Source organism: Yinghuangia soli, from assembly GCF_021502675.1.
GTDB classification, from domain to species: domain Bacteria; phylum Actinomycetota; class Actinomycetes; order Streptomycetales; family Streptomycetaceae; genus Yinghuangia; species Yinghuangia soli.
Window position 1 is genome coordinate 8505 of record NZ_JAKFHA010000014.1, and the last position, 18738, is coordinate 27242.

General features: G+C 71.8%; 17 protein-coding genes. 7 read left to right on the forward strand and 10 right to left on the reverse strand.

The genetic code is table 11. The features are described from left to right. Positions 1–96: 96 nt before the first annotated feature. From LZ495_RS22545 to LZ495_RS22555, 3 genes are all read right to left on the reverse strand, one after another. Positions 97–1278: a hypothetical protein gene (locus LZ495_RS22545; protein WP_235054654.1), complete on the reverse strand. Its 1182-nt coding sequence runs from the start codon at positions 1276–1278 to the stop codon at positions 97–99. Continuing rightward, on the reverse strand, positions 1275–2414 hold the full coding sequence (locus LZ495_RS22550) for a hypothetical protein (protein ID WP_235054655.1): 1140 nt from the start codon (positions 2412–2414) through the stop codon (positions 1275–1277). Before LZ495_RS22550 ends, LZ495_RS22545 begins: the two co-directional genes overlap by 4 nt. 213 nt (positions 2415–2627) lie before the next feature. Further along, positions 2628–3542, reverse strand: coding sequence for an ADP-ribosylglycohydrolase family protein (locus LZ495_RS22555; protein ID WP_235054656.1), 915 nt, complete (start codon positions 3540–3542; stop codon positions 2628–2630). Between the two features lie 202 nt (positions 3543–3744). Here LZ495_RS22555 and bioB point away from each other — a divergent pair, with 202 nt between their 5' ends. Further along, positions 3745–4824 carry a biotin synthase BioB gene (gene bioB, locus LZ495_RS22560; protein WP_235054657.1) on the forward strand — a complete coding sequence of 360 codons (1080 nt, stop codon included), beginning with the start codon at positions 3745–3747 and terminating at the stop codon, positions 4822–4824. 179 nt (positions 4825–5003) lie between these two features. Here bioB and LZ495_RS22565 read toward each other — a convergent pair whose 3' ends face one another. After that, complete coding sequence (locus LZ495_RS22565) at positions 5004–6788, reverse strand: glycoside hydrolase family 18 chitinase (RefSeq protein WP_235054658.1); 1785 nt, start codon at positions 6786–6788, stop codon at positions 5004–5006. Positions 6789–7070: 282 nt separating this feature from the next. On the opposite strand from LZ495_RS22565, the gene LZ495_RS22570 reads away from it, so the two are divergent. Beyond that, positions 7071–7709 carry a hypothetical protein gene (locus LZ495_RS22570; RefSeq protein ID WP_235054659.1) on the forward strand — a complete coding sequence of 213 codons (639 nt, stop codon included), beginning with the start codon at positions 7071–7073 and terminating at the stop codon, positions 7707–7709. On the opposite strand, the gene LZ495_RS22575 is transcribed toward LZ495_RS22570, so the two are convergent. After that, positions 7671–8204 carry a DUF6036 family nucleotidyltransferase gene (locus LZ495_RS22575; protein WP_235054660.1) on the reverse strand — a complete coding sequence of 178 codons (534 nt, stop codon included), beginning with the start codon at positions 8202–8204 and terminating at the stop codon, positions 7671–7673. The genes LZ495_RS22570 and LZ495_RS22575 overlap by 39 nt on opposite strands. Continuing rightward, positions 8201–8593, reverse strand: coding sequence for a hypothetical protein (locus LZ495_RS22580; RefSeq protein ID WP_235054661.1), 393 nt, complete (start codon positions 8591–8593; stop codon positions 8201–8203). The genes LZ495_RS22575 and LZ495_RS22580 overlap by 4 nt, the downstream gene beginning before the upstream one ends. A gap of 170 nt (positions 8594–8763) precedes the next feature. Here LZ495_RS22580 and LZ495_RS22585 point away from each other — a divergent pair, with 170 nt between their 5' ends. The 5 genes from LZ495_RS22585 to LZ495_RS22605 all read left to right on the forward strand — a co-directional run bounded on the left by LZ495_RS22585 (position 8764) and on the right by LZ495_RS22605 (position 13851). Continuing rightward, positions 8764–9264 (forward strand): hypothetical protein, encoded by a 501-nt coding sequence (locus LZ495_RS22585; RefSeq protein WP_235054662.1) that lies wholly within the window; start codon positions 8764–8766, stop codon positions 9262–9264. 71 nt (positions 9265–9335) lie between these two features. After that, positions 9336–10595 (forward strand): nucleotide sugar dehydrogenase, encoded by a 1260-nt coding sequence (locus LZ495_RS22590; protein ID WP_235054663.1) that lies wholly within the window; start codon positions 9336–9338, stop codon positions 10593–10595. Continuing rightward, positions 10592–11617 carry an MDR/zinc-dependent alcohol dehydrogenase-like family protein gene (locus LZ495_RS22595; RefSeq protein WP_235054664.1) on the forward strand — a complete coding sequence of 342 codons (1026 nt, stop codon included), beginning with the start codon at positions 10592–10594 and terminating at the stop codon, positions 11615–11617. Before LZ495_RS22590 ends, LZ495_RS22595 begins: the two co-directional genes overlap by 4 nt. Continuing rightward, complete coding sequence (locus tag LZ495_RS22600) at positions 11607–12683, forward strand: methionyl-tRNA formyltransferase (protein ID WP_235054665.1); 1077 nt, start codon at positions 11607–11609, stop codon at positions 12681–12683. The genes LZ495_RS22595 and LZ495_RS22600 overlap by 11 nt, the downstream gene beginning before the upstream one ends. Positions 12684–12963: 280 nt before the next feature. Continuing rightward, entirely contained in the window at positions 12964–13851 is an 888-nt protein-coding gene (locus LZ495_RS22605; RefSeq protein ID WP_235054666.1) for a phytoene/squalene synthase family protein, read from the forward strand. A gap of 6 nt (positions 13852–13857) precedes the next feature. Here the strand turns inward: LZ495_RS22605 and LZ495_RS22610 are convergent, their stop codons facing one another. The 4 genes from LZ495_RS22610 to LZ495_RS22625 are packed head-to-tail and all read right to left on the reverse strand — an operon-like array spanning position 13858 to position 18736. Next, positions 13858–15375 carry a Rieske 2Fe-2S domain-containing protein gene (locus tag LZ495_RS22610; RefSeq protein WP_235054667.1) on the reverse strand — a complete coding sequence of 506 codons (1518 nt, stop codon included), beginning with the start codon at positions 15373–15375 and terminating at the stop codon, positions 13858–13860. Continuing rightward, complete coding sequence (locus LZ495_RS22615; protein WP_235054668.1) at positions 15372–16490, reverse strand: DegT/DnrJ/EryC1/StrS family aminotransferase; 1119 nt, start codon at positions 16488–16490, stop codon at positions 15372–15374. The genes LZ495_RS22610 and LZ495_RS22615 overlap by 4 nt, the downstream gene beginning before the upstream one ends. Continuing rightward, positions 16487–17677 (reverse strand): DegT/DnrJ/EryC1/StrS family aminotransferase, encoded by a 1191-nt coding sequence (locus LZ495_RS22620; protein ID WP_235054669.1) that lies wholly within the window; start codon positions 17675–17677, stop codon positions 16487–16489. Before LZ495_RS22620 ends, LZ495_RS22615 begins: the two co-directional genes overlap by 4 nt. 45 nt (positions 17678–17722) lie before the next feature. Further along, entirely contained in the window at positions 17723–18736 is a 1014-nt protein-coding gene (locus tag LZ495_RS22625; RefSeq protein ID WP_235054670.1) for an NAD-dependent epimerase/dehydratase family protein, read from the reverse strand. Positions 18737–18738: the final 2 nt, after the last annotated feature.

Sequence of the window (18738 nt, forward strand, 5' to 3'; positions counted from 1 at the left end):
GGCGGGGCTGAGCTACCCCTTGGTGTGTGTGTCTGCGGGGGCGGCCCGGTATGGCGGGGGCGGCCACCGGCATTTCGGGCGGTCGGGCATGCGCGGTCACGTGAAGGGGACGGTGCAGCCCTCGCGCTGCGCGTAGGCGGTGACCAGACTGCGGAAGAAGGCCTCGAGTGTGTCGCCCGCGTAGCCTCTGGCGGATGGCACGAAGTCCAGGCGGAACACGGCAGGCCCGTCGGGGCAGGTGCCGGCCAGCTGGGCGCGCAGCGGCGAGATGACGCCCGGGCGTGCAGGCGGACCGAAGTCGCGCTCTTGGGCGTTGCCGAGGGCCTGCTCCGGCGTGCGCCACGCCGGGTCGGCGTACGGTGCGACGGCGCCGCGCAGGACGGTGAAGTCGAAGGTGCGGCCGTGGTCCACCTTGACCGAGCAGGCGAACTGCGGACCGCCGAGCGGCGTGATGCTCTGCTGGAACACCGATTTGTCGAGGCCGCCGCCCCAGTCCGCGCCGATCGCTGCCAGACCGCAGACCTCGGTGTAGGTGTAGGTCCACGAGGTGCCGCCCCGCTGCCAGTCCAGTTCGGCGTCGCGGCGCTCGCTCTGCAGGCTGTGCTCCGTACGCTGCGGCACGGCAAGTGCGAGCGGCGGCAACGTGGTTCCGCAGGCGCCGCGGGCCAGGACTCCGGCACCGACCGCATGCACCCACCGGGCCAGGCGCCCGCGGCTGTCGTCCGCAGGAAGCTCCGGGCGCAGTTCCTCGCTGCCGACCGTGACCAGCACGGGATCCGGGCAGCGGACGACCAGCCAGGCCAGGACCGGGGACGCCATGCCTTCAAGGCCGGCCCCCAGCGGCAGCGCGCTGTTGCCGTTCGCCCAGATCAGCGGACGGACCCGGGCGGGGTCGCGGGCGAGCAGCTGGGCCCGGACCTCGATGCTGCCCAACCGGCAGTCGGCGTACGGCATCCCGGGGGCCGGCAGCTGGCGTTCGTCGACGGCGAGGCGGCTGCGGTCGTCCTGGTCGCGCAGCGCTTCGGCGTCGATCATTCCGGCGCAGAACGCGTCCGGGGCGTCGGCGTCGCGGGCGCGGTCGACGAACTGCTGGACGGCGAGCAGCGCCAAGGCGGCGACGGCGGCGATCAGGGAGACCCGCAGGCGCGCGGCACGGCTGCGGGGGACGAACGACCGCACGCCTCCGGCCTGCTGGGCAGGGGCGGTGGCGGGTGCCTCGGCGTCGGCGTTGGCGTTGGAGTTGGCATCGGTGTTGGCGTTGGCGTTGGCGTCGGTCATGCCGGCACCGCCGTACATCCCGAAGCCACCGCGGCGGCCACGAACCGCTCGTGGGCCTGGCGGGCCCCCTCGGGCGGCGCTGCCGTGTCCCCCAGGCCGTATCGGGCCATGCGCGTCATCCATACCATCGGTTCGCCCCCGCATTGCCCGGATGTGCGCGCAACCTGCAATTCGACGCGCCCGACTCCGGGTACGCCGGGCTCGTCGGGCGGGTCGGCCTGCGGCAGCAGCCGCGCCGCCGGTCCGCGGAAGGCCATGAAGCGCAACTCCCGCTCGTCGGCCACCCAGCGGCACTGCTCGACAAGGGCGGGACGCAGCGAAGTCGACGCCACCTCGACCCGTCTGCCTCCGGTGTCGCCCGCGGCCGCCGGTGCGCAGACCGGGGCGGCGCCGAGAGCCACCGGACCGCGCGGGCCCTCCGGGTAGGGCACCGGCCCCGGGTCCGGGAGTTCGGGAGCCGCGCAGCCGGCCTTCCGGGCGGCGGCGTTGCCGACGCGCACGGCGGCGCGGGCGAGGGCCGCGCGTTCGTCGGGGTCGTCCGCGCCCCACGGCGGCAGCCATGTGCCGCCGATGCTCGTGACTGCGGCAGTGGCGACGAGTGCGTCGGAGGGCTGACCGGGGCAAGGCACGAGCACCCAGGCCCGCCGCGAACCGGCCATACCGGTGAGGTCGGCGGGTCCGGACGGCCCGGACGGCCGCGTTCCCAGGGGTACGGCGTCCGCGTCGGTGCCCAGCAGCCAGGGGTAGGTGCCGCGCCCGGCCGGAGCCACCGCGAAGGTCAGGTCGACGGCATCTATGGTGCGGATCGCGCAGAAGCCCTCGGAATCGCCGGGGGTGGGCTCCCGGCCGGCCACGACGTCGAACGTCCAGGCCCGTGCCAGGAGATCGAAGGCGGCGAGGTCCGCGGTGCCGAGCGCACCCCCGCAGAGGCTTTCCGGCAGCGGCTTGATGCCCAGCGTGCCGCGGTCCGCGCTGATGCGGGCGTCCTCGCGCCGGTCGTGGTCCGCCGCGGCGAAGCCGAGCGCAGCGACAACCACCAGCGCGGCAGCCGCGTGCCGCAGGCGCCCGGCCCGTCTGCCGCGCTCCGGTTCACGATGCGCCAGGGCCGCGCCTGCCGCCGCTTCCGCTTCGGACATGGCCGGCAGCGCCCTCGGCGCATGCCGCTCCCCGTCTCCGTCCATCAGGCCCCCGTCGCCTACCGTTCGGATGGCCCGGACAGTAGCAGCAAAGGTCCGGGGCGGTGCACCCGGAACCGCCCGGGGAGGCACATCCTCGGGGCGACTATCTCCCTTGCCGGGACGGGGTGTTCTTCGCGTTCTTCGTGTTCTCCGTGTTCTTCGGTGCCGCGGCTACGCGGAGGGCATCCACGCAGGCAGTGGCTCGCGCTGTGCCGCCCACGCGGCCGGAATCGCCGCGGTGCCGTGGAACGCGGCGATGATGCCGCCTGCCATCGCCGCCGTGGTGTCCATGTCGCCGCCCGCCTCCGCGCAGGTGCGTACGGCCGCCTCGAAGTCGTCGAAGCGGGTGGCCGCGGCCCACAGCGCGAACGGCACGGTGTCCGGCGCGGAGATCCGCGCGCCGTTGCCCAGCTTCGCGGCGACCTCGGCGGCCGGACGGTCGAGGAGCTGCAGCGACTTCTCCATGCCGGTGCGGGTGTCGCCCTTCGGGGTGAAAGCCACCGCGACGCTGATGAGTTCGTCCGCTTCCATGGGCTTGTCGCGGCCGCGCTGCGAGGCCGCGTACGCCGCCGCCACGCCGATCGCGATACCGCCCGCGACGCCCTCCGGGTGCGCGTGCGTCACCTCCGAGGACGCCGCCGACTCGGCGGCCGCGCGCGAGAGGTCGTCCGCGAAGTACGCCCCCAGCGGGGCCACGCGCATCGCACCGCCGTTCCCCCACGACCCGACGCCGTGGAACAGCTCGCGGCACACCTCGCGCCAGTAGCCGCCCTCCTTGACGCGGGCGATGAACCGCAATGCGCCCTGCCCGTAGTCGCGTTCCGTCTCGGCGCGCTCGGCGAAGCGCTGGGCCAGGTCCGCTTGGTCCACGGTGCCGTGCCGGAGCAGCACGTCCAGGACCGAGCAGGCCATCTGCGTGTCGTCGGTCCAGGCCCACTCCCCCGCGGGCCGCCCCGGCCCGCGGACGACGACGCGCTCCGGGAACGCCTGATTGCCGAACGCGTCCCCGGTCGACAGCCCGGCCAGCGCGTCGAACGCCAGCGCGCGCCGCGCCTCCGTGCCCATCCCGCCGTGTTGTTCCCTCATCGAACTCCCCTTCTTCGTGAGGTTTATCCGCGCCCCCGGACACGGATCGCACTCCCCAGTGTGGAACGAGTGACCACCCCCGCGGGTTCCGATTCGCTTATCCGACCCCTGGCCACGTACCTCCGTACGCACAAGATTTCGCGGTGCTTCCTGTGCGAACGATCATTGAGCGCGGCCCGGGGCGGTCCGTTGGATGGACGTCATGACCCGACCTGATCTGCACGTCCTGCTCGACCACCTGGCGGACAAGGCCCTGCGGCGGGAGACCCCGGAGCGCACCGAACTCCTCGATCTGCTGTCCTCCGACGACGCCGACATCCTCGACGTCGTGGCCGCGGCATCGCGCGTACGGCGCCGCTACTTCGGCCACCGCGTCAAGCTGAACCATCTCGTCAACATGAAGTCCGGGCTGTGCCCGGAGGACTGCACGTACTGCTCGCAGCGCCTCGGCTCGTCCACCGACATCCTCAAGTACTCCTGGATCAGCGCGGACGAGGCCGCGGGCGCCGCCGCGAAGGCCATCGGTGCGGGCGCCAAGCGCGTCTGCCTGGTCGCCAGCGGCCGCGGCCCGGGCGAACGCGATATCGCCCGCGTCGCCGACACCATCGGCGCGATCAAGGGCGCGGCACCCGACGTCGAGGTCTGCGTCTGCCTGGGCCTCCTGCAGCCCGGGCAGGCCGAGCAGCTCCGCGAGGCGGGTGCCGACGCGTACAACCACAACCTGAACACGAGCGCGGAGAACTACCGCGAGATCTGCTCCACGCACACGTTCGACGACCGCGTGCAGACCGTCGGCGCGGCCAAGACCGCGGGCCTGTCGCCTTGTTCGGGCGCGATCTTCGGCATGGGCGAGTCGGACGACGACGTCGTCGACATCGCCTTCGCGCTGAAGGCCATGGACCCGGACTCCGTCCCGGTCAACTTCCTGATCCCGTTCGAGGGCACCCCGCTCGGCACCCGCTGGGACCTGACGCCGCACCGCTGCCTGCGCATCCTGGCGCTGTTCCGCTTCGTGTTCCCCGACGTGGAGGTCCGCCTCGCCGGCGGCCGCGAGATCCACCTGCGCACGCTGCAGCCGCTGGCCCTGCACCTCGCGAACTCGATGTTCCTGGGCGACTACCTGACCAGCGAGGGGCAGCCCGGCGCGGACGACCTCGCGATGATCGCCGACGCCGGCTTCACCGTCGAGGGCACTGCCGAGCAGACCCTCCCCGCCGCGCGCCACGACCTGGTGGCGACCCGCAAACGCGGCGCGGGCACCACCCTGCCGACCAACACCTGACCTGTTTCCGGACGCGGTGAACCCGGGGCTCGGGGGACGGTCCCTTGCCCCGGGTTCGTCAGAGGGGGCGGCGCTTGCCGGCCCCGGCACCTCCGCTGGTCGAGGACGTTGCCCTTCGGCGGCGCTTCCTGTCCGAGGACGCTGCCCAGTCGAGAACGCTGCCTACTTGAGCGCGTTGCCTACTTGAGGGCGTTGTCCAGGGCGGTGACCAACTCGCCGTTGGCGGTATCGCCGCTGAACTCCCAGAAGAACGCGCCGCCGAGGCCCTGGTTCTTGGCGTACGCCATCTTGGAGGCGACGGTGGCGGGGGTGTCGTAGCTCCACCAGTTCGACCCGCAGTGCGCGTACGCGGTCCCGGCGATCGTGCCGTTCGACGGGCAGCTGTTGCGGAGCACCTTGTAGTCCTCGTTGCCCTGCTCGTACGTGCCCGGCGCCGGTCCGGTGGCGGTGCCGCCGGGGGCGCTCTGCGTGACGCCGGTCCAACCGCGGCCGTAGAAGCCGATGCCGAGGTTGAGCTTGGCGGCCGGGATGCCCTTGGCCTTGTACTTCTGGATCGCGGAGTCGCTGTCGAATCCGGGGGTCGGGATGCCGGCGTACGACGTCAGCGGGGAGTGCGGGGCCGTCGGACCGGTCCTCGCCCACGTTCCGAAGAAGTCGTACGTCATGACGTTGAGGAAGTCCATGTACTGCGCGGCGCCCGCGTAGTCCGCGGCGTCGATCTTGCCGCCGGGCGTGGCGTCGGCCGTGACCGCGGCCGTGACCAGGTTGCCCGCCCCGAACCGTGCGCGCAGCGCCGACATCATGTTGCGCAGGCTCGCCGACCCGCTGCTGTCGCAGCTCAGGCCGCAGGCGTTGGGGTACTCCCAGTCGATGTCGATGCCGTCGAACACGTCTGCCCAGCGCGGGTCTTCGACCAGCCGGTAGCACGACTCGGCGAACGCCGCCGGATTCTGCGCGGCCTGGCCGAAGCCGCCGGACCAGGTCCAGCCGCCGAACGACCACAGGATCTTGAGGTTCGGGTACAGCTTCTTGAGCTTGCGGAGCTGGTTGAAGTTGCCCGCGATCGGCTGGTCCCAGGTGTCCGCCACGCCGTCGACCGACGAGGCCGCGTCGTACGTCTTCTGGTAGTCCGCGTACGCGTCGCCGATCTGGCAGGCGCCGCCGGTGACGTTGCCGAAGGCGTAGTTGATGTGGGTGACCTTGCCCGCGGAGCCCGACGTGACCAGGTTCTTCACGTGGTAGTTCCGCTGGTACACACCCCAGTTGGTGAAGTACCCGAGCCGGATCTTGTCCCCGCCGGGCCCGCCGCCACCGGTCGTGGTCACGGACACCTCCGGCGACGGCGGGCCGGTCTGGCCTGCGGTGTCTCGCGCGGTGACGCTGTAGAGATACGTAGTGCCTGCGGCCAGCCCCGAGTCCGGGAAGGAAGTCCCGGTCACCGTCGCGACCTTGCTTCCGTTCCGGAAGACGTCGTAGCCCTGCACACCGTTGTCGTCGGTGGCAGCAGGCCAGGTCAACGTCAGCGAGTGGTCCTGGATGTTGCCTGCCACCGGGGTGCCGGGGGCGGACGGCGGGTTGTCGCCGGGCGTACTCCCGTCACAGGACGCCCCGTTGACCTTGCACCCGGACGGAGCGCCGGGCCCGGCGCCGTTGTAGCCGAACGAGACACTCGCTCCCGGGGCCAGCGTCCCGTTCCACGACTTGTTCTTGGCCGTCCAGTGGTTGCCCGACGAGGTGATGTCGGCGTCCCAGAACCCGGTGACGCGGGTGCCGGCCGGGTAGTCCCATTCGACGGTCCACGAAGTGAGCGTCGTGGTCCCGGTGTTCTTGACGACCCACTGGCCACCGAAGCCGGTGCCCCAGTCCTGGGTCTTGGTGTAGGTGGCGGTGGCCGACGTGGCCGCGGCTGCCGGGTTCGACAGGCCGATCAACACTCCGAGGGGAAGGATGAAGGCGATGAGCATGGCCGTGATTCCCGACCGCCGCGATCGGCGGGCACGGGTGCGCGTTGCACTGCTCAAAACTGCTCCCGAGTGAGGTCCGACGTGCAGAGAGGTGGGACCTGCTCCGTCCGGCGAACCCGCGGCAACCGCACGCGTTCACCAAGCAGTGCCGCGATACTAGAAAGGTCTGGACCACTCGGTCAATGGTCCAGACCAAATCTGCGGGAGTCGCGCCCCAGGGCTCGATCAGGTGGTCGGACCCACCGCCCTTCGGGTGTCAGCGAGCCCTGTCACGCTCGGAAGATGCTGATCAAGGGGTATGGGGCGGGACCACTGGTTGCCGGAGAGGACTTGGTGGACCGGGCCGGGTTCTGGGCCAACCATCTGCTCTCCATGTGCCGGTACACCGCCGGGGGCGAACGGCCGATACCCGAGTGGTTCGGGGACGACGGCGCCGACACTGATGCGCTGTCGGACGTGCTCATGGACGACGCTGCCTGGCCGGTATTTCGGGTGCCCTTTCAAGCAGGCCATTGCGCTGTGGTCGTCTACCGAAATCTCGTGGGCGACTTCGGGGTGGACTACTTGTTGACCCATCCGGACTGGAGTCGGGCGGAGAGCGTCTACGTCGACGAGGGTGACGGGTACGGCCCCGGACTGTCGTGGCGGGACATCGACCGCATTGCCCGGACGCCCGACCTGGACGCCCCCGGCGTACATGATCCTGCGCAACGGCTTCTGCTCCTGCTGCCACTGCTCGCCGACGACGACTTGCCGGACGAAGCCGAAGCGGCAGTTGCGGACGCACTGACGGAGATCGGGGCCCCGGCGGAGACGGTCTGGGAAACGGCAGACCATCTGCTCGGAAACCGAAACTGGGCGGACGCGCGCTGCAGGCGCCCGTCAGTCGTTCGGCTGGGCGAGTACGTCTTCGACCAGTAGCCGTGCCCTCGGCGGCGGAGGCTCGTCCGGGAAGACTTCGGTGCACACTGCGAACACCTCGTCGACGGTCGCCAAGCCCAGGTGTTCAGCCAGGAACCGGATATCGCCGGCGTCTCTGCGTCGCGCGGCGATGACTTTCATGGCCAGCAGATGCCGGGGCGAGGCCGCGGACAGTCGCAAGCCAGGGTGGTCGAAGACGCGGGCCGCCTCAGGGTCACCGCCTGGCGCGACGTACACGCTCCCCTGCTCGTTGAGCCACCAATCAGGCAGTCCCAGCTCTCTGGCGACATTACGAGCCTCATCGAGGACGACACCGTGCGGCTCGAACACCGCGTCGATGTCGCGCGTCGACCGCCGTGCGTCATACGCGAGGGCGAGGGCGGCTCCGCCGAAGATGTACACGTCGGCGACCACGCCCCGCGATGCGAGCTTGTCGCCCAACCGGCGCAGAGCGTCCTCAATCTCGTCCCGCCCCAGCAGGGGCCCCTCGCTCACGCGACGTCCAGCTCGGACGCAGCGACGAAGACGCCGCGGCGACGGAACGCCGCAGGCGCATGGACGAATGCGTCGACACGCGCCGCAGGGGTGTTGAACGGGAACCAAAACCGGGGCAGGACATGCCCTTCGGACCACGGCGGCCCTGCACGTCCGTCCTTGGCTGCAAGATGCTCCGCAAGGCCGGCCAGGAATGCGTCCCAGTTGGGATCGCCGATGGGCGGAGGCTCTTCCCGAAGGAGGGCCAGTCTCGTCACCGGTTCCTCGTGGCGGAATTCCTCCAGGAACTCGGCCACCAGTCGCCAGCGCTCGTCTTCGTCGCTGCTTCGGATCCAACTGGCCAGCTCTACCAGCCGGGCTGCCCGGTAGGGCTGCCGCGCATCGGTCATGACGGACATCCTATCGCCCGGCCCCGAAATCATCGGAGTCCGCGCGGCGGCCGGGGAGCCTGACTCCGGTGTCCGAAACGCCGCGGTGGTTGCCTCTTGTCGCATAGCCTGGCGGGGCGGCCGGGGGTGGTCGTGTCGGGTTGTGGGGGCTGGGGGTTCGGGTGCGTTCGGTGGGCGGGAAGGTGCGTGGGGCGGTTGCGGCCGTTTCCAGGCAGTTTGTCGCGCAGTTCGATGCGGCTACGCGGGCTCGGCGGTGGGAGTTGTTCCGGGAGGCGTTCCCGGACATAGGCGCGTTGCGGGTCGTCGACTTGGGGGGATCTGCGGAGTTTTGGCTGCATGCGCCGGTGCGGCCGGCGCATGTGGACGTGGTGGCTCAGGGTGTGCAGGCGCGGCGGGTGTTGCCGTGGCTGGACGTGGTGGCCGGGGATCCGGTGGGCCATGAGGGGAAGTACGACCTGGCGGTCTGCGACGGGCTGCTGGATGCGTCGCGGGGGGTCGTGGACGAGCGGGCCTCGGTGGCGTGGGTGGTGCGGAATGCCGCGCCGCGGTACTGGGTGCGGGCGGGGTCCGCATCGGGGCGGCAGTTGGGGCAGTGGTTTCCGGATGCGGTGTTCCGGCGGGAGCGCCGGGCCGGTGTGACGGTGTCGTGGATTGCGGCGAAGCCGCGGTGAATGCGGGCGCGCGCGGGGAGCGGGCGGGTCGCACAGCAGGTCAGGGCTGGTTCTTGGGGAGGGAACAGGTCATGCGGGTGGTCATTGCAGGGCAGGGGTACGTGGGGCTGCCGCTGGCCGTGCGTGCCGCGCAGGTGGGGCACGAGGTCGTCGGGTACGACACCGACGAGCGGCGCGTGAAGCAGCTTGCCGCGGGCGAGTCGTACGTCGAGGACATCCCGAGCGAACAGGTCCGGGAGATTCTGGACGCGGGTAGGTACAAGGCGACCGCGGAGCCACGGGACTTGGGCGGTTTCGATATTGCGGTGATCACGGTGCCGACTCCCCTGCGGGAGGGCGTGCCGGATCTGACGTACATCGAGGACTGCGCGAAGACGCTGGCCCGGTACCTGCGGCCGGGGGCGACGGTCGTCCTGGAGTCGACGACCTATCCGGGGACGACGGAGGAGCTCGTCGGGCCGCTGCTGGAGGAAGGGTCCGGGCTCACGGCCGGGCGGGACTTCCATCTGGGGTACAGCCCGGAGCGGATCGACCCGGGGAACCCGACGTGGAATCTCGTGAATACGCCGAAGATCGTGTCGGGGATAGACGCAGCGTCGCTCGACGTCGTGGATGCGTTCTACGGGTCGCTGATCGAGCGGACCGTGCCGGTGTCCTCGCCGAAGGAAGCCGAGCTGGTCAAGCTCATCGAGAACACCTTCCGGCACGTCAACATCGCGCTGGTCAACGAGGTCGCGATGTTCGCGCATGATCTCGGCATCGATGTGTGGGAAGCGATCGACGCGTGCTCGACCAAGCCGTTCGGGTTCATGCGCTTCACGCCGGGGCCAGGGGTGGGCGGGCATTGCCTGCCGATCGATCCTTCGTACTTGTCGTGGCGGGTGCAGCGGGCGCTGGGGCAGAGCTTCCGGTTCGTGGAGCTGGCGAACGACGTCAACAACCACATGCCGGATTACGTGGTGCGGCGGCTGACCGCGGCGTTCAATACGCGCAAGCGGTCGGTCAACGGGTCGAACGTGCTGCTGCTCGGGCTGGCGTACAAGAAGAACACCGGGGACGCGCGGGAGTCGCCGTCGACGCAGGTCGCGCGGCTGCTGCTCGACCTCGGTGCCGAGGTCACCGCGGTGGATCCGCACGTCGGCCTGGAGCAGCGGGTGGACTCCCGGCTGCAGCGCGCCGAGCTGACCGTGGAGACGGTCAAGGCCGCGGACGCCGTGGTGCTGCTGGTCGACCACGACGACGTGGACCTGCAGCTCGTGCGCGAGCACGCGTCGTACATCCTGGACTGCCGGCGCTCGCTGGGCCGTGCCGACAATGTGGAAGTGCTGTGAGCGGTAAGCCTGACGGGGAGGCGCGTCCGGGGTTCAGCCCGGAGCGCCTGGCAAGGCTGGCGGTGCGGGCGGTCGCCGACATGAAGTTGGACCTGACCGGGCGGACGGTGCTGACCGAGGCGGCGACGGGCGCGTACGCGGTGACGCCGGTGCTGGCGTCGCTGGCCGGCGCCCGGGTGATCGCGAAGACCCGGGACAGCCGCTACGGCACCGCGGAGGAAGTGAAGTTCCTGACGGAGATGATCGGGCTGTTCGCGGGCAGCCGGCATCCCGTGGACATCGTCACCGAGCTGACCCCGGCGCACATCGCCGCGGCCGATGTGGTCACCAACAGCGGCCATCTGCGCCCCATCGATGCGGACTTCGCGGCGCACATGAAGCCGACCGCGGTCGTCCCGCTGATGTTCGAGGCCTGGGAGATCGGGCTGGGCCGGGACGATGTGGACCTGGCGGCGCTGCGGGCCCGCGGCATCGCGCATGCCGGGACGAACGAACACCACAAGGCCGTCGGGGTGTTCGAACACCACCGCGCGATGGTCATGCGGCTCCTTTCGGACTGCGGCATCGCGGTGTACGGCGCGAACTGCGTGGTGCTGTGCGACAACCCGTTCGAGCCGGAGATCGTGGACGGACTGGTGCGCGCAGGCGCCCAAGTGCACTGTGCGGGCTCGCTCGACCTGGTGAACACGCCCGAGGACGTGGACGCCGTCATCGTCGCGCTGCGGCCCGGCGGCGAGCCGGTGATCGGTGCGGCCGAGGCGCGGAGGATCGCCGAACGCTGGCCCGGTGCCGTGCTCGTGCAGGTGTGGGGCGACGTCGACCGCGACGCGCTCACCGGCTGCGGCGTGCCGTTCTGGCCGCTCGCCGCACCGGCGGCCGGGCACATGGCGATCCTGCCGTCCGCGGTCGGCCCCGAGCCGATCGTCCGGCTGCAGGCCGGGGGGCTCAAGGTTGCCCAGATCCTGCTCACCCGCCCCGAACTGCGCTCCGACGAGGACCGGGAGTACGTCGATGAGCTCTGAACGCGCAGCCGCGCCGACCGTCCCGGCCCGCGTGGTCCTGGTCGGCATCGGCCCCACCGCCGCGGACGCGCTCGAGTCGCTGGCCGCCCGCTTCGACGTGGTCGCACTGGTCCGCCCCGGCGACGACGAGACGACCGCGTACGCCGGGAAGCTCGGCGTCCCGGTCGAGCCGGGCACCCGCATCGCGGACATCGAGGCGCTGGTCGAACGGCTGGCCCCGGACGCGGTCGTGGTGTCGTCGTACGACCGGATCCTCCCCGACCGGCTGCTCGCCCGCTGCCCGTTCGTGAACGTGCACTACTCGCCGCTGCCGCGCGGCCGCGGGCGTGCGAACGTCAACTGGGCGATCATCAACGGCGACACCGAGACGGCGATCTCGGTGCACACGATGGCCCCCGGCCTGGACGCGGGCGGCATCCTGCACCAGGAGGCGGTGCCGATCGGGCCGCGCGACACGGTGACGGACCTGTACGACCGGCTCAACGCGCGGCAGCGCGCGGTGCTGGCCGATGCCGTCGCCCGCCGCCTGTCCGGCGACGAAGGCGAGCCGCAGGACCACGGCCAGGCGACGTACGGCTGCACGCGGCTGCCCGACGACGGCGAGATCGACTGGACGGCAGGGACGCTCGCCGCGGACCGCCTGATCCGCTCGCTGACGCCGCCCTACCCCGGCGCGTTCACCTACCTGGGGCTGGATCGGCTGCGCATCCTGCGGGCCGAACCCGCCCCGGACGCACCGGAGTACACCGGCCGCGTACCGGGCCGCGTCGTTCTGGTGGACCGCACGACCCGGACCACCGGCGACAGCGGCACGGGCACGGGCACCGGCACCGGCACCGGCACCGGCACCGGCACCGCGGACGACGGCGGCTGGGTGGACGTCCTGACCGGCGACGGCGTCCTGCGCGTCCACACCGTGGCCACCGAGGACGGCCCGCCGGTGCCCGCGAACGCGGTCATCCGCTCGGTGAAGACCACCCTGGGCCTGCGTACTGCGGACCTGCTCCGCCTCGTCCGCGAACTCCGCGACGCACGCGACCACGCCGCAGCGAACGAACTGCCTTAGAACTGCGTGGGAACCGAGAAGTACGCTGCCGACCCCCGCCGGACGACGAGAGCAACTGCGTCCCGCGGATCCCATCCGCCCGGCCTCCTGCCTCACCATGCGGAGGGCCCCTCCCCGGGCCCGTCCCTCCCCGGACGCAACCAGGGGGCCACATGTCCGGGGCACGTCTGGGGCACGTCCGGGGCACGTCCGCAGCCACCCCCTAGGCTCGGAGACCTCACGACGAGAGGGGCGGGTGAGCCGGGTGGGCAGGTGGGATCGGGCCCTGGATGCGGCAGGGGTGCGGGATCCTGAGCTGCGGGCGGCCTACGGGCGCCGGCGGCGCCAAGTGGCCCAGTACAAAAAGGAAGCCGCGCTGGCCACCGGTCTGCTGCTGCCGGCGGCGCTGGTCCCGCATGTCCTCGCGGCGACGGCCTTCATGCACGGCACCGACACCTTGGTCGACGGCGGCGGCCCTGTCACCGCGCGCCGGACGGCGTTTGCCCAGTGGCGCCAGGCCGTCACCGAGGCGCTGCGCAGTGGCCGTACCGACGACCCGGAGCTCCGCCCGCTGCTGCACAGCGTCCAAGCGCATCCGGTCCTGGGCGAACGGGTGTTGGACTACCTCGCCGTGGCAGACGCGGACCTGGACTTCGCGGGCTTCGCGACCGAGGACGACTACCAGGCCTATCTCGATGCGTACTCGCTGCCCGCCTTCATGGTCGTCGCCGCGCTGCTGGGGCCGGACGGCGACCAGACGGCCTACCGGGCCGCCTGCCGGACGTTCATCGACTCCAGCCAGCGGCTCGACTTCGTGAACGACCTTGCCGAGGACCTGGCGGACGGCCGGCTCGCCATCCCGGAGCAGACCCTGGCCGAGCACGGCGTCACACGGGGCGACCTGGAGCAGGCCCGGCCGACCCCGGCCGTGCGTGCCCTGCTGGGCGACCTGCTGGACCAGGTGGCCCGCACCCAGGCCGAGGCCGCTGCGGTCATCGGCCTAGTGCCGACCGCTCACCAGCCGATGGTCCGCTGCATCGTCGGCATCGACCGGCTCACCCGCACCGCGGCCCGAGCCGATGTCGACGCTCTCCTCCGCCGCTCGGCAGGCCCACCGAAGTTCGCCGCACTGCGCCTGCTCGGCCGCGAGTATCTCCGGACCCGCCGGCGCCCCCCGGCGAGGCCCTGACCATCCTCAGCCGACCCGCTCCGACGGATCCACCCGCAGCGGCACCGTCCCGCCCGCCACGCACTCGCCCGTCTTCAGGTCCCACTTCCAGTGGTGCCGCGGGCATTCCACGACGTCGCCCTCGATGTCCGCATGCGCAAGGTCCTCGCCCGCGTGCGGGCAGAACCGCTGGAACGCGTACCCGCAGCGCTCGATCGTCTCCCCCGCGGCCGCGTCGTCGCGTTCGCGGACCATCTGCATGGTCTGGGCCGGCTGGTTGCCGTAGCGCAGCAGGCTCATCAGCGTCAGGTCGAAGACGTCCGGGTCGCGGTGCAGGCTCAGCCGCAGCGACAGCAGCGCCTCCTCCCAGCCGATCCGCCCTTCCACGATCGCGCGCAGCGCCCGCGGCGGGACGTGGATGGTGTACCCGGCGTCCACCGGGTCCTCCTCCAGCACCCCGCCGACGCGCCCCAGCCGGACCGCCCAGGTGCTGCCGTCCGCGACCAGCCGCACGTCGCGCTGGTAGTCGGCCAGGAAGCGCTTGTTCCAGTTCGTCAGCTTGGCGAAGTACGCGTCCAACTCGGCGGCGCCGACCGGCTGGAACGGCTCCTCGTGGTACGCGGACCACTCGTCCTCGCGCCGCGCCCGGTACGCCGCGAGGTACGCCTCCGGCTCGGTCCGCCACCGCCCGCGCTCAGGGTCGGCGCTCTCCTCCACCCCGTCCGCGGTCAGCACGTCGCCCGGCTCCAGGCACACCGTGCCGACCTCGGGGCAGTCCGCCGCGAAATCCGCGGCCAGGTCGTCCCACACCGGGAAGATGGTGGCCGAACGGTCGTTGAAGCGCTCCAGCTCCGGGTCCAGGAAGCACGGCGGCCCGGCGGCCGGCAGGTACGTCGACGCACCCGTCAGCCGCACTTTCCGCACCAGCGTGTCGTACAGGTCGCCGCGGATCTCCGCGGTCTTGCGGCGCTGCACTTCGTCCGGGTACGCGTAGCAGTTCGGGTACCACATCGCGCCCGAGTACTGCGCGGACAGCACGTCGACGTCCGTGGGCAGTTCGGACAGCGGCGTGTTGCAGTCGTTCAGGTCCAGAAAGCGGAAGCCGTCGAGGTCGACGATGAGCCCGCTGTCCTCCTTGTGGCTGGTGTCGAGCAGCATCGTGAGCACGAACCCCGGTGCCGCCTCGTGCACTTCCTTGTGGCCGAGCGCGACCACGGACCGGAAGCCGAGCCCCTCCAACCGGCGCACGACCGACTTGGAGCGGAACCGCGGCACGACCACCGTGGTCGCGTCGCGGTCCAGCAGTGCCAGCGCCCGCTCGTCGAAGTGGTCCTCGTGCGCGTGCGACAGGTACAGCAGGTCGTACGAGCCGGCCGCCACATGGTCGAGCAGCGGCCGGTTGTCCGGGAACGGGAACCACGCGCCGAGGAACGCCGGGTGGAACCACGGGTCGATCAGCAGGCGCACGCCCGCGTGCTCGATCTCGTACCCGGCGTGCCCGAGCGAGCGGATCCGGGCGCCCGCGGGCAGCGTGCGTCCGGTCACGAGACGCTCCGCAGCGCCTTCGCCAGCGCCTCGGCGACCCGCACCTGCTGCTCCTCGGTGATCTGCGGGAACAGCGGCAGCGTCAGGATCTCGGACGCGGCCCGCTCGGCGACCGGGAAGTCGCCCGGGGCATGGCCCAGTTCCAGGAACGCCGGCTGCAGGTGCACCGGCACCGGGTAGTGCACCCCGGCACCGATCCCGGCGGCATTCAGCTCCGCCAGCACCGCGTCGCGCATCGGCACGCGGACCGCGTACAGGTGCCACACGTGCTCGTTGCCGGGGGCGGTACGCGGCAGCCGCACACCGTCCACGTCGGCGAGCAGCGCGTCGTAGCGGGCCGCGGCGGCCCGGCGGGCGGTGTTCCAGTCCGCAAGGCGCCGCAGCTTGGCGCGCAGCACCACGGCCTGCAGGGTGTCCAGACGCGAGTTGAAGCCGAGCCGGTCGTGCACGTACTTGCGGGACGAGCCGTGGTCGCCCAGTTCGCGGATCGCCGCGTCCAGCCCGGCATCGTCCGTGAGGACCGCCCCGGCATCGCCGTACGCGCCGAGGTTCTTGCCCGGGTAGAAGCTGGTGCCCGCGGCCCGGCCCCACGAGCCCGCACCGCGGCCGACCTGGGTGGCGCCCTGGCACTGCGCGGCGTCCTCGAAGAGGCGCAGCCCGTGCTCCTCGGCCGCCGCGGCCAGGGCGGCCATCGGCGCCAGCTGGCCGTTCAGGTGCACCGGGAGCAGGCCCCACACGTCCGAACCGCCCGCCGCCGAAGCGGCCGCAGCCGGGTCGAGCAGCAGGTACTCGTCGTCCACGTCCGCGAACACCGGGCGGCCGCCCGCCCGCACGACCGCCTCGGCGGACGCCACGAACGTGTTCGCGGGCATCAGCACCCCGGCACCCGCGGGCATCTCGTCGGCGCGCAGCATCAGCTCCAGCGCGTCCGTGCCGTTCGCCACCCCGATGCAGTGCGCGACACCGCTGAACACGGCGAACTCCTGCTCGAAGGCGCCGACATCGGGGCCCTTGATGAACGCCCCGGTGGCCAGCACCCGGGCGAATCCCTCCTCGACCTCGGCCGCCACTTCGGCGTGCCCGGCCAGCAGGTCGACCAATGGAACGTTGCTCACGCGCCCGCCTCCGCCATCGCGGCCGCGGTACCCGCCGCCGGTCCCCCTGCTGCAGCGACCAGTTCCGCCACCACGCGGTCCTGCTGCGCCTCGGTCATCTCGTGGAACAGCGGCAGGATCAGCGAGTCGCGGGTGAGCCGCTCGGTGACCGGCAGCGGGACGTGCTTGGTGTCCGCGTACGCCGGTTCCAGATGCGCCGCCATGATGCCGCGGCGCCCGGAGATCCCGGCCGCCGACAGCTTCCCGAGCAACTCGTCGCGCCCGTACGGGAAGTCCTCGTCGAGGAGCACCCAGCACGCCTGGAAGTTCGTCTCGCCGTACGCCGGATCGCCGACCAGCCGCAGGCCCGCCACCCCGGCCAGCAACGTGCGGTAGCGGGCGGCCAGTTCACGCCGCCGCGCGACCATGGCGTCGAGCCGGCCGAGCTGCACCAGCGCGATCGCGGCCTGCACGTCGGTCATCCGGTAGTTGAAGCCCAGCTCGTCGTACGTCTCGATGACCGGTGCCGCTCCCCCGCGGTCCGCCGCATCCCGGTCCGCCGCACTGACGCTCATGCCGTGCTCGCGCAGCCGCCGCAACCGGGCCCCGACCTCGGGCCGGTCGACCGTCACCATGCCGCCCTCGCCGCAGGTGAGCAGCTTCCGCGGATGGAACGAGTACGTCGCGAACGCCGCCCCCGCACCCACCGGGCGGCCGCGCAGCAGCGAACCCGCCCCGCACGCCGCGTCCTCGACCACCACGATGCCCAGCGGATCGCACAGCTCCCGCACCGCGTCCAGGTCGGCGGGCACACCGCCCTGGTCGACCAGGACGACCGCGCGCGTCGCCGCGGTCCGCACCGCGTCGACCGTCTCCGCGGTCAGGTTGCCGGTCGCGGCGTCCACGTCCGCGAACACCGGCCGGGCCCCCACGTACCGGACCGCGTTCGCGGTCGCGATGAACGAGAAGGACGGCACCACCACTTCGTCGCCCGGCCCGACCCCGGCACCGATCAGCGCCAGATGCAGCGCGGTCGTGCAGGACGACACCGCGACCGCGTCCGCGACCCCGATGCGCGCCGCGAACGCCGCCTCGAACTCCGCCACGCGCGGCCCCTGCGCGACCCACCCGGAGGCGACCGCCGCAGCCGCGGCCTCCGCCTCCTCGGGCCCGAACCACGGCTTCATGACGGGTATGCGCTCAGTCACTTGTCCCCCCACCGAACCACCACTTGGACTCCCCCCACAGACGGTTCACTTGCTGTCCGACCACCATGCGACGAGCTTGCGCAGCCCCTCGTCCAGGCCGATCTCGGCCCGGAAACCCAGGTCGCGTTCGGCCTTGGAGGTGTCCGCGAGCCGCCGCGTCACGCCGTTGACGGCACGCTCCGGGCCGTGCTCGACGTCCAGGTCGGAGTCCATGGCGCCCAGCAGGCCCTCGGCCAGCTCCTTGAGCGAGGTCTCCACCCCGCACGCGATGTTGTAGACCTCGCCGGTCACCGGGGCAGCGGCGGCCAGCAGGTTGGCGCGGGCGATGTCCTCGGTGAAGACGAAGTCCATGGTCTGCAGGCCGTCGCCGAAGATCAGCGGGGGCTTGCCCTCGCCGATCCGGTCCATCCAGCGGATCAGCACCTCGGTGTAGAGGCCGTGGATGTCCATGCGCGGGCCGTACACGTTGAAGTAGCGCAGCGCCACGTAGTCGATGCCGTACATCGCCCGGAAGCTGCGCAGCAGGCCCTCGTTGAAGAGCTTCGCGGCACCGTAGATGGTGTCGTTGTCGTACGGGTGGTGCTGCTCGGTGGTCGGGAACTCCTCGGCCAGCCCGTAGACGGATGCCGACGACGAGGCCACGATCTTGCGCACCCCGGCGCGCTGCGCCGCCTCCAGTACGTCGAACGTGCCGTCCACCAGCACTTCGAGGGCCAGCCGCGGGTCCTCCACGCACTGCGTGATGCGGATCGCGGCCAGGTGGAACACCACGTCGGTGCCGGGCATCAGTTCGGCCAGCAGCGCCCGGTCGCGGATGTCGCCCTCGACCAGCCGGCAGCGGCCGCCCTGGGCCGGGTCGAGTGCCGCGGCCAGGTTCTCGCGGCGGCCGCGCGTGAGGTCGTCCAGCACGACCACCTCGCGCGCCCCGGCCGCCAGCAGCTGGTCCACGATCGCCGAACCGATGGTCCCCGCACCGCCGGTGACCAGGCACTTGGTGCCGGCCAGGGCGACCGCGGGGCCGCCGGACGGGTTTTCCGGAGACTCCGGAGCCGTGCTCATAG

Coding starts and splice junctions, on each gene's coding strand:
- LZ495_RS22580 (WP_235054661.1), bottom strand. CDS start 8,593: ATGACCGATGCGCGGCAGCCCTACCGGGCAGCCCGGCTGGTAGAGCTG.
- LZ495_RS22565 (WP_235054658.1), bottom strand. CDS start 6,788: ATGCTCATCGCCTTCATCCTTCCCCTCGGAGTGTTGATCGGCCTGTCG.
- LZ495_RS22570 (WP_235054659.1), top strand. CDS start 7,071: ATGCTGATCAAGGGGTATGGGGCGGGACCACTGGTTGCCGGAGAGGAC.
- LZ495_RS22545 (WP_235054654.1), bottom strand. CDS start 1,278: ATGACCGACGCCAACGCCAACGCCAACACCGATGCCAACTCCAACGCC.
- LZ495_RS22590 (WP_235054663.1), top strand. CDS start 9,336: ATGCGGGTGGTCATTGCAGGGCAGGGGTACGTGGGGCTGCCGCTGGCC.
- LZ495_RS22625 (WP_235054670.1), bottom strand. CDS start 18,736: ATGAGCACGGCTCCGGAGTCTCCGGAAAACCCGTCCGGCGGCCCCGCG.
- LZ495_RS22550 (WP_235054655.1), bottom strand. CDS start 2,414: ATGTCCGAAGCGGAAGCGGCGGCAGGCGCGGCCCTGGCGCATCGTGAA.
- LZ495_RS22555 (WP_235054656.1), bottom strand. CDS start 3,542: ATGAGGGAACAACACGGCGGGATGGGCACGGAGGCGCGGCGCGCGCTG.
- bioB (WP_235054657.1), top strand. CDS start 3,745: ATGACCCGACCTGATCTGCACGTCCTGCTCGACCACCTGGCGGACAAG.
- LZ495_RS22600 (WP_235054665.1), top strand. CDS start 11,607: ATGAGCTCTGAACGCGCAGCCGCGCCGACCGTCCCGGCCCGCGTGGTC.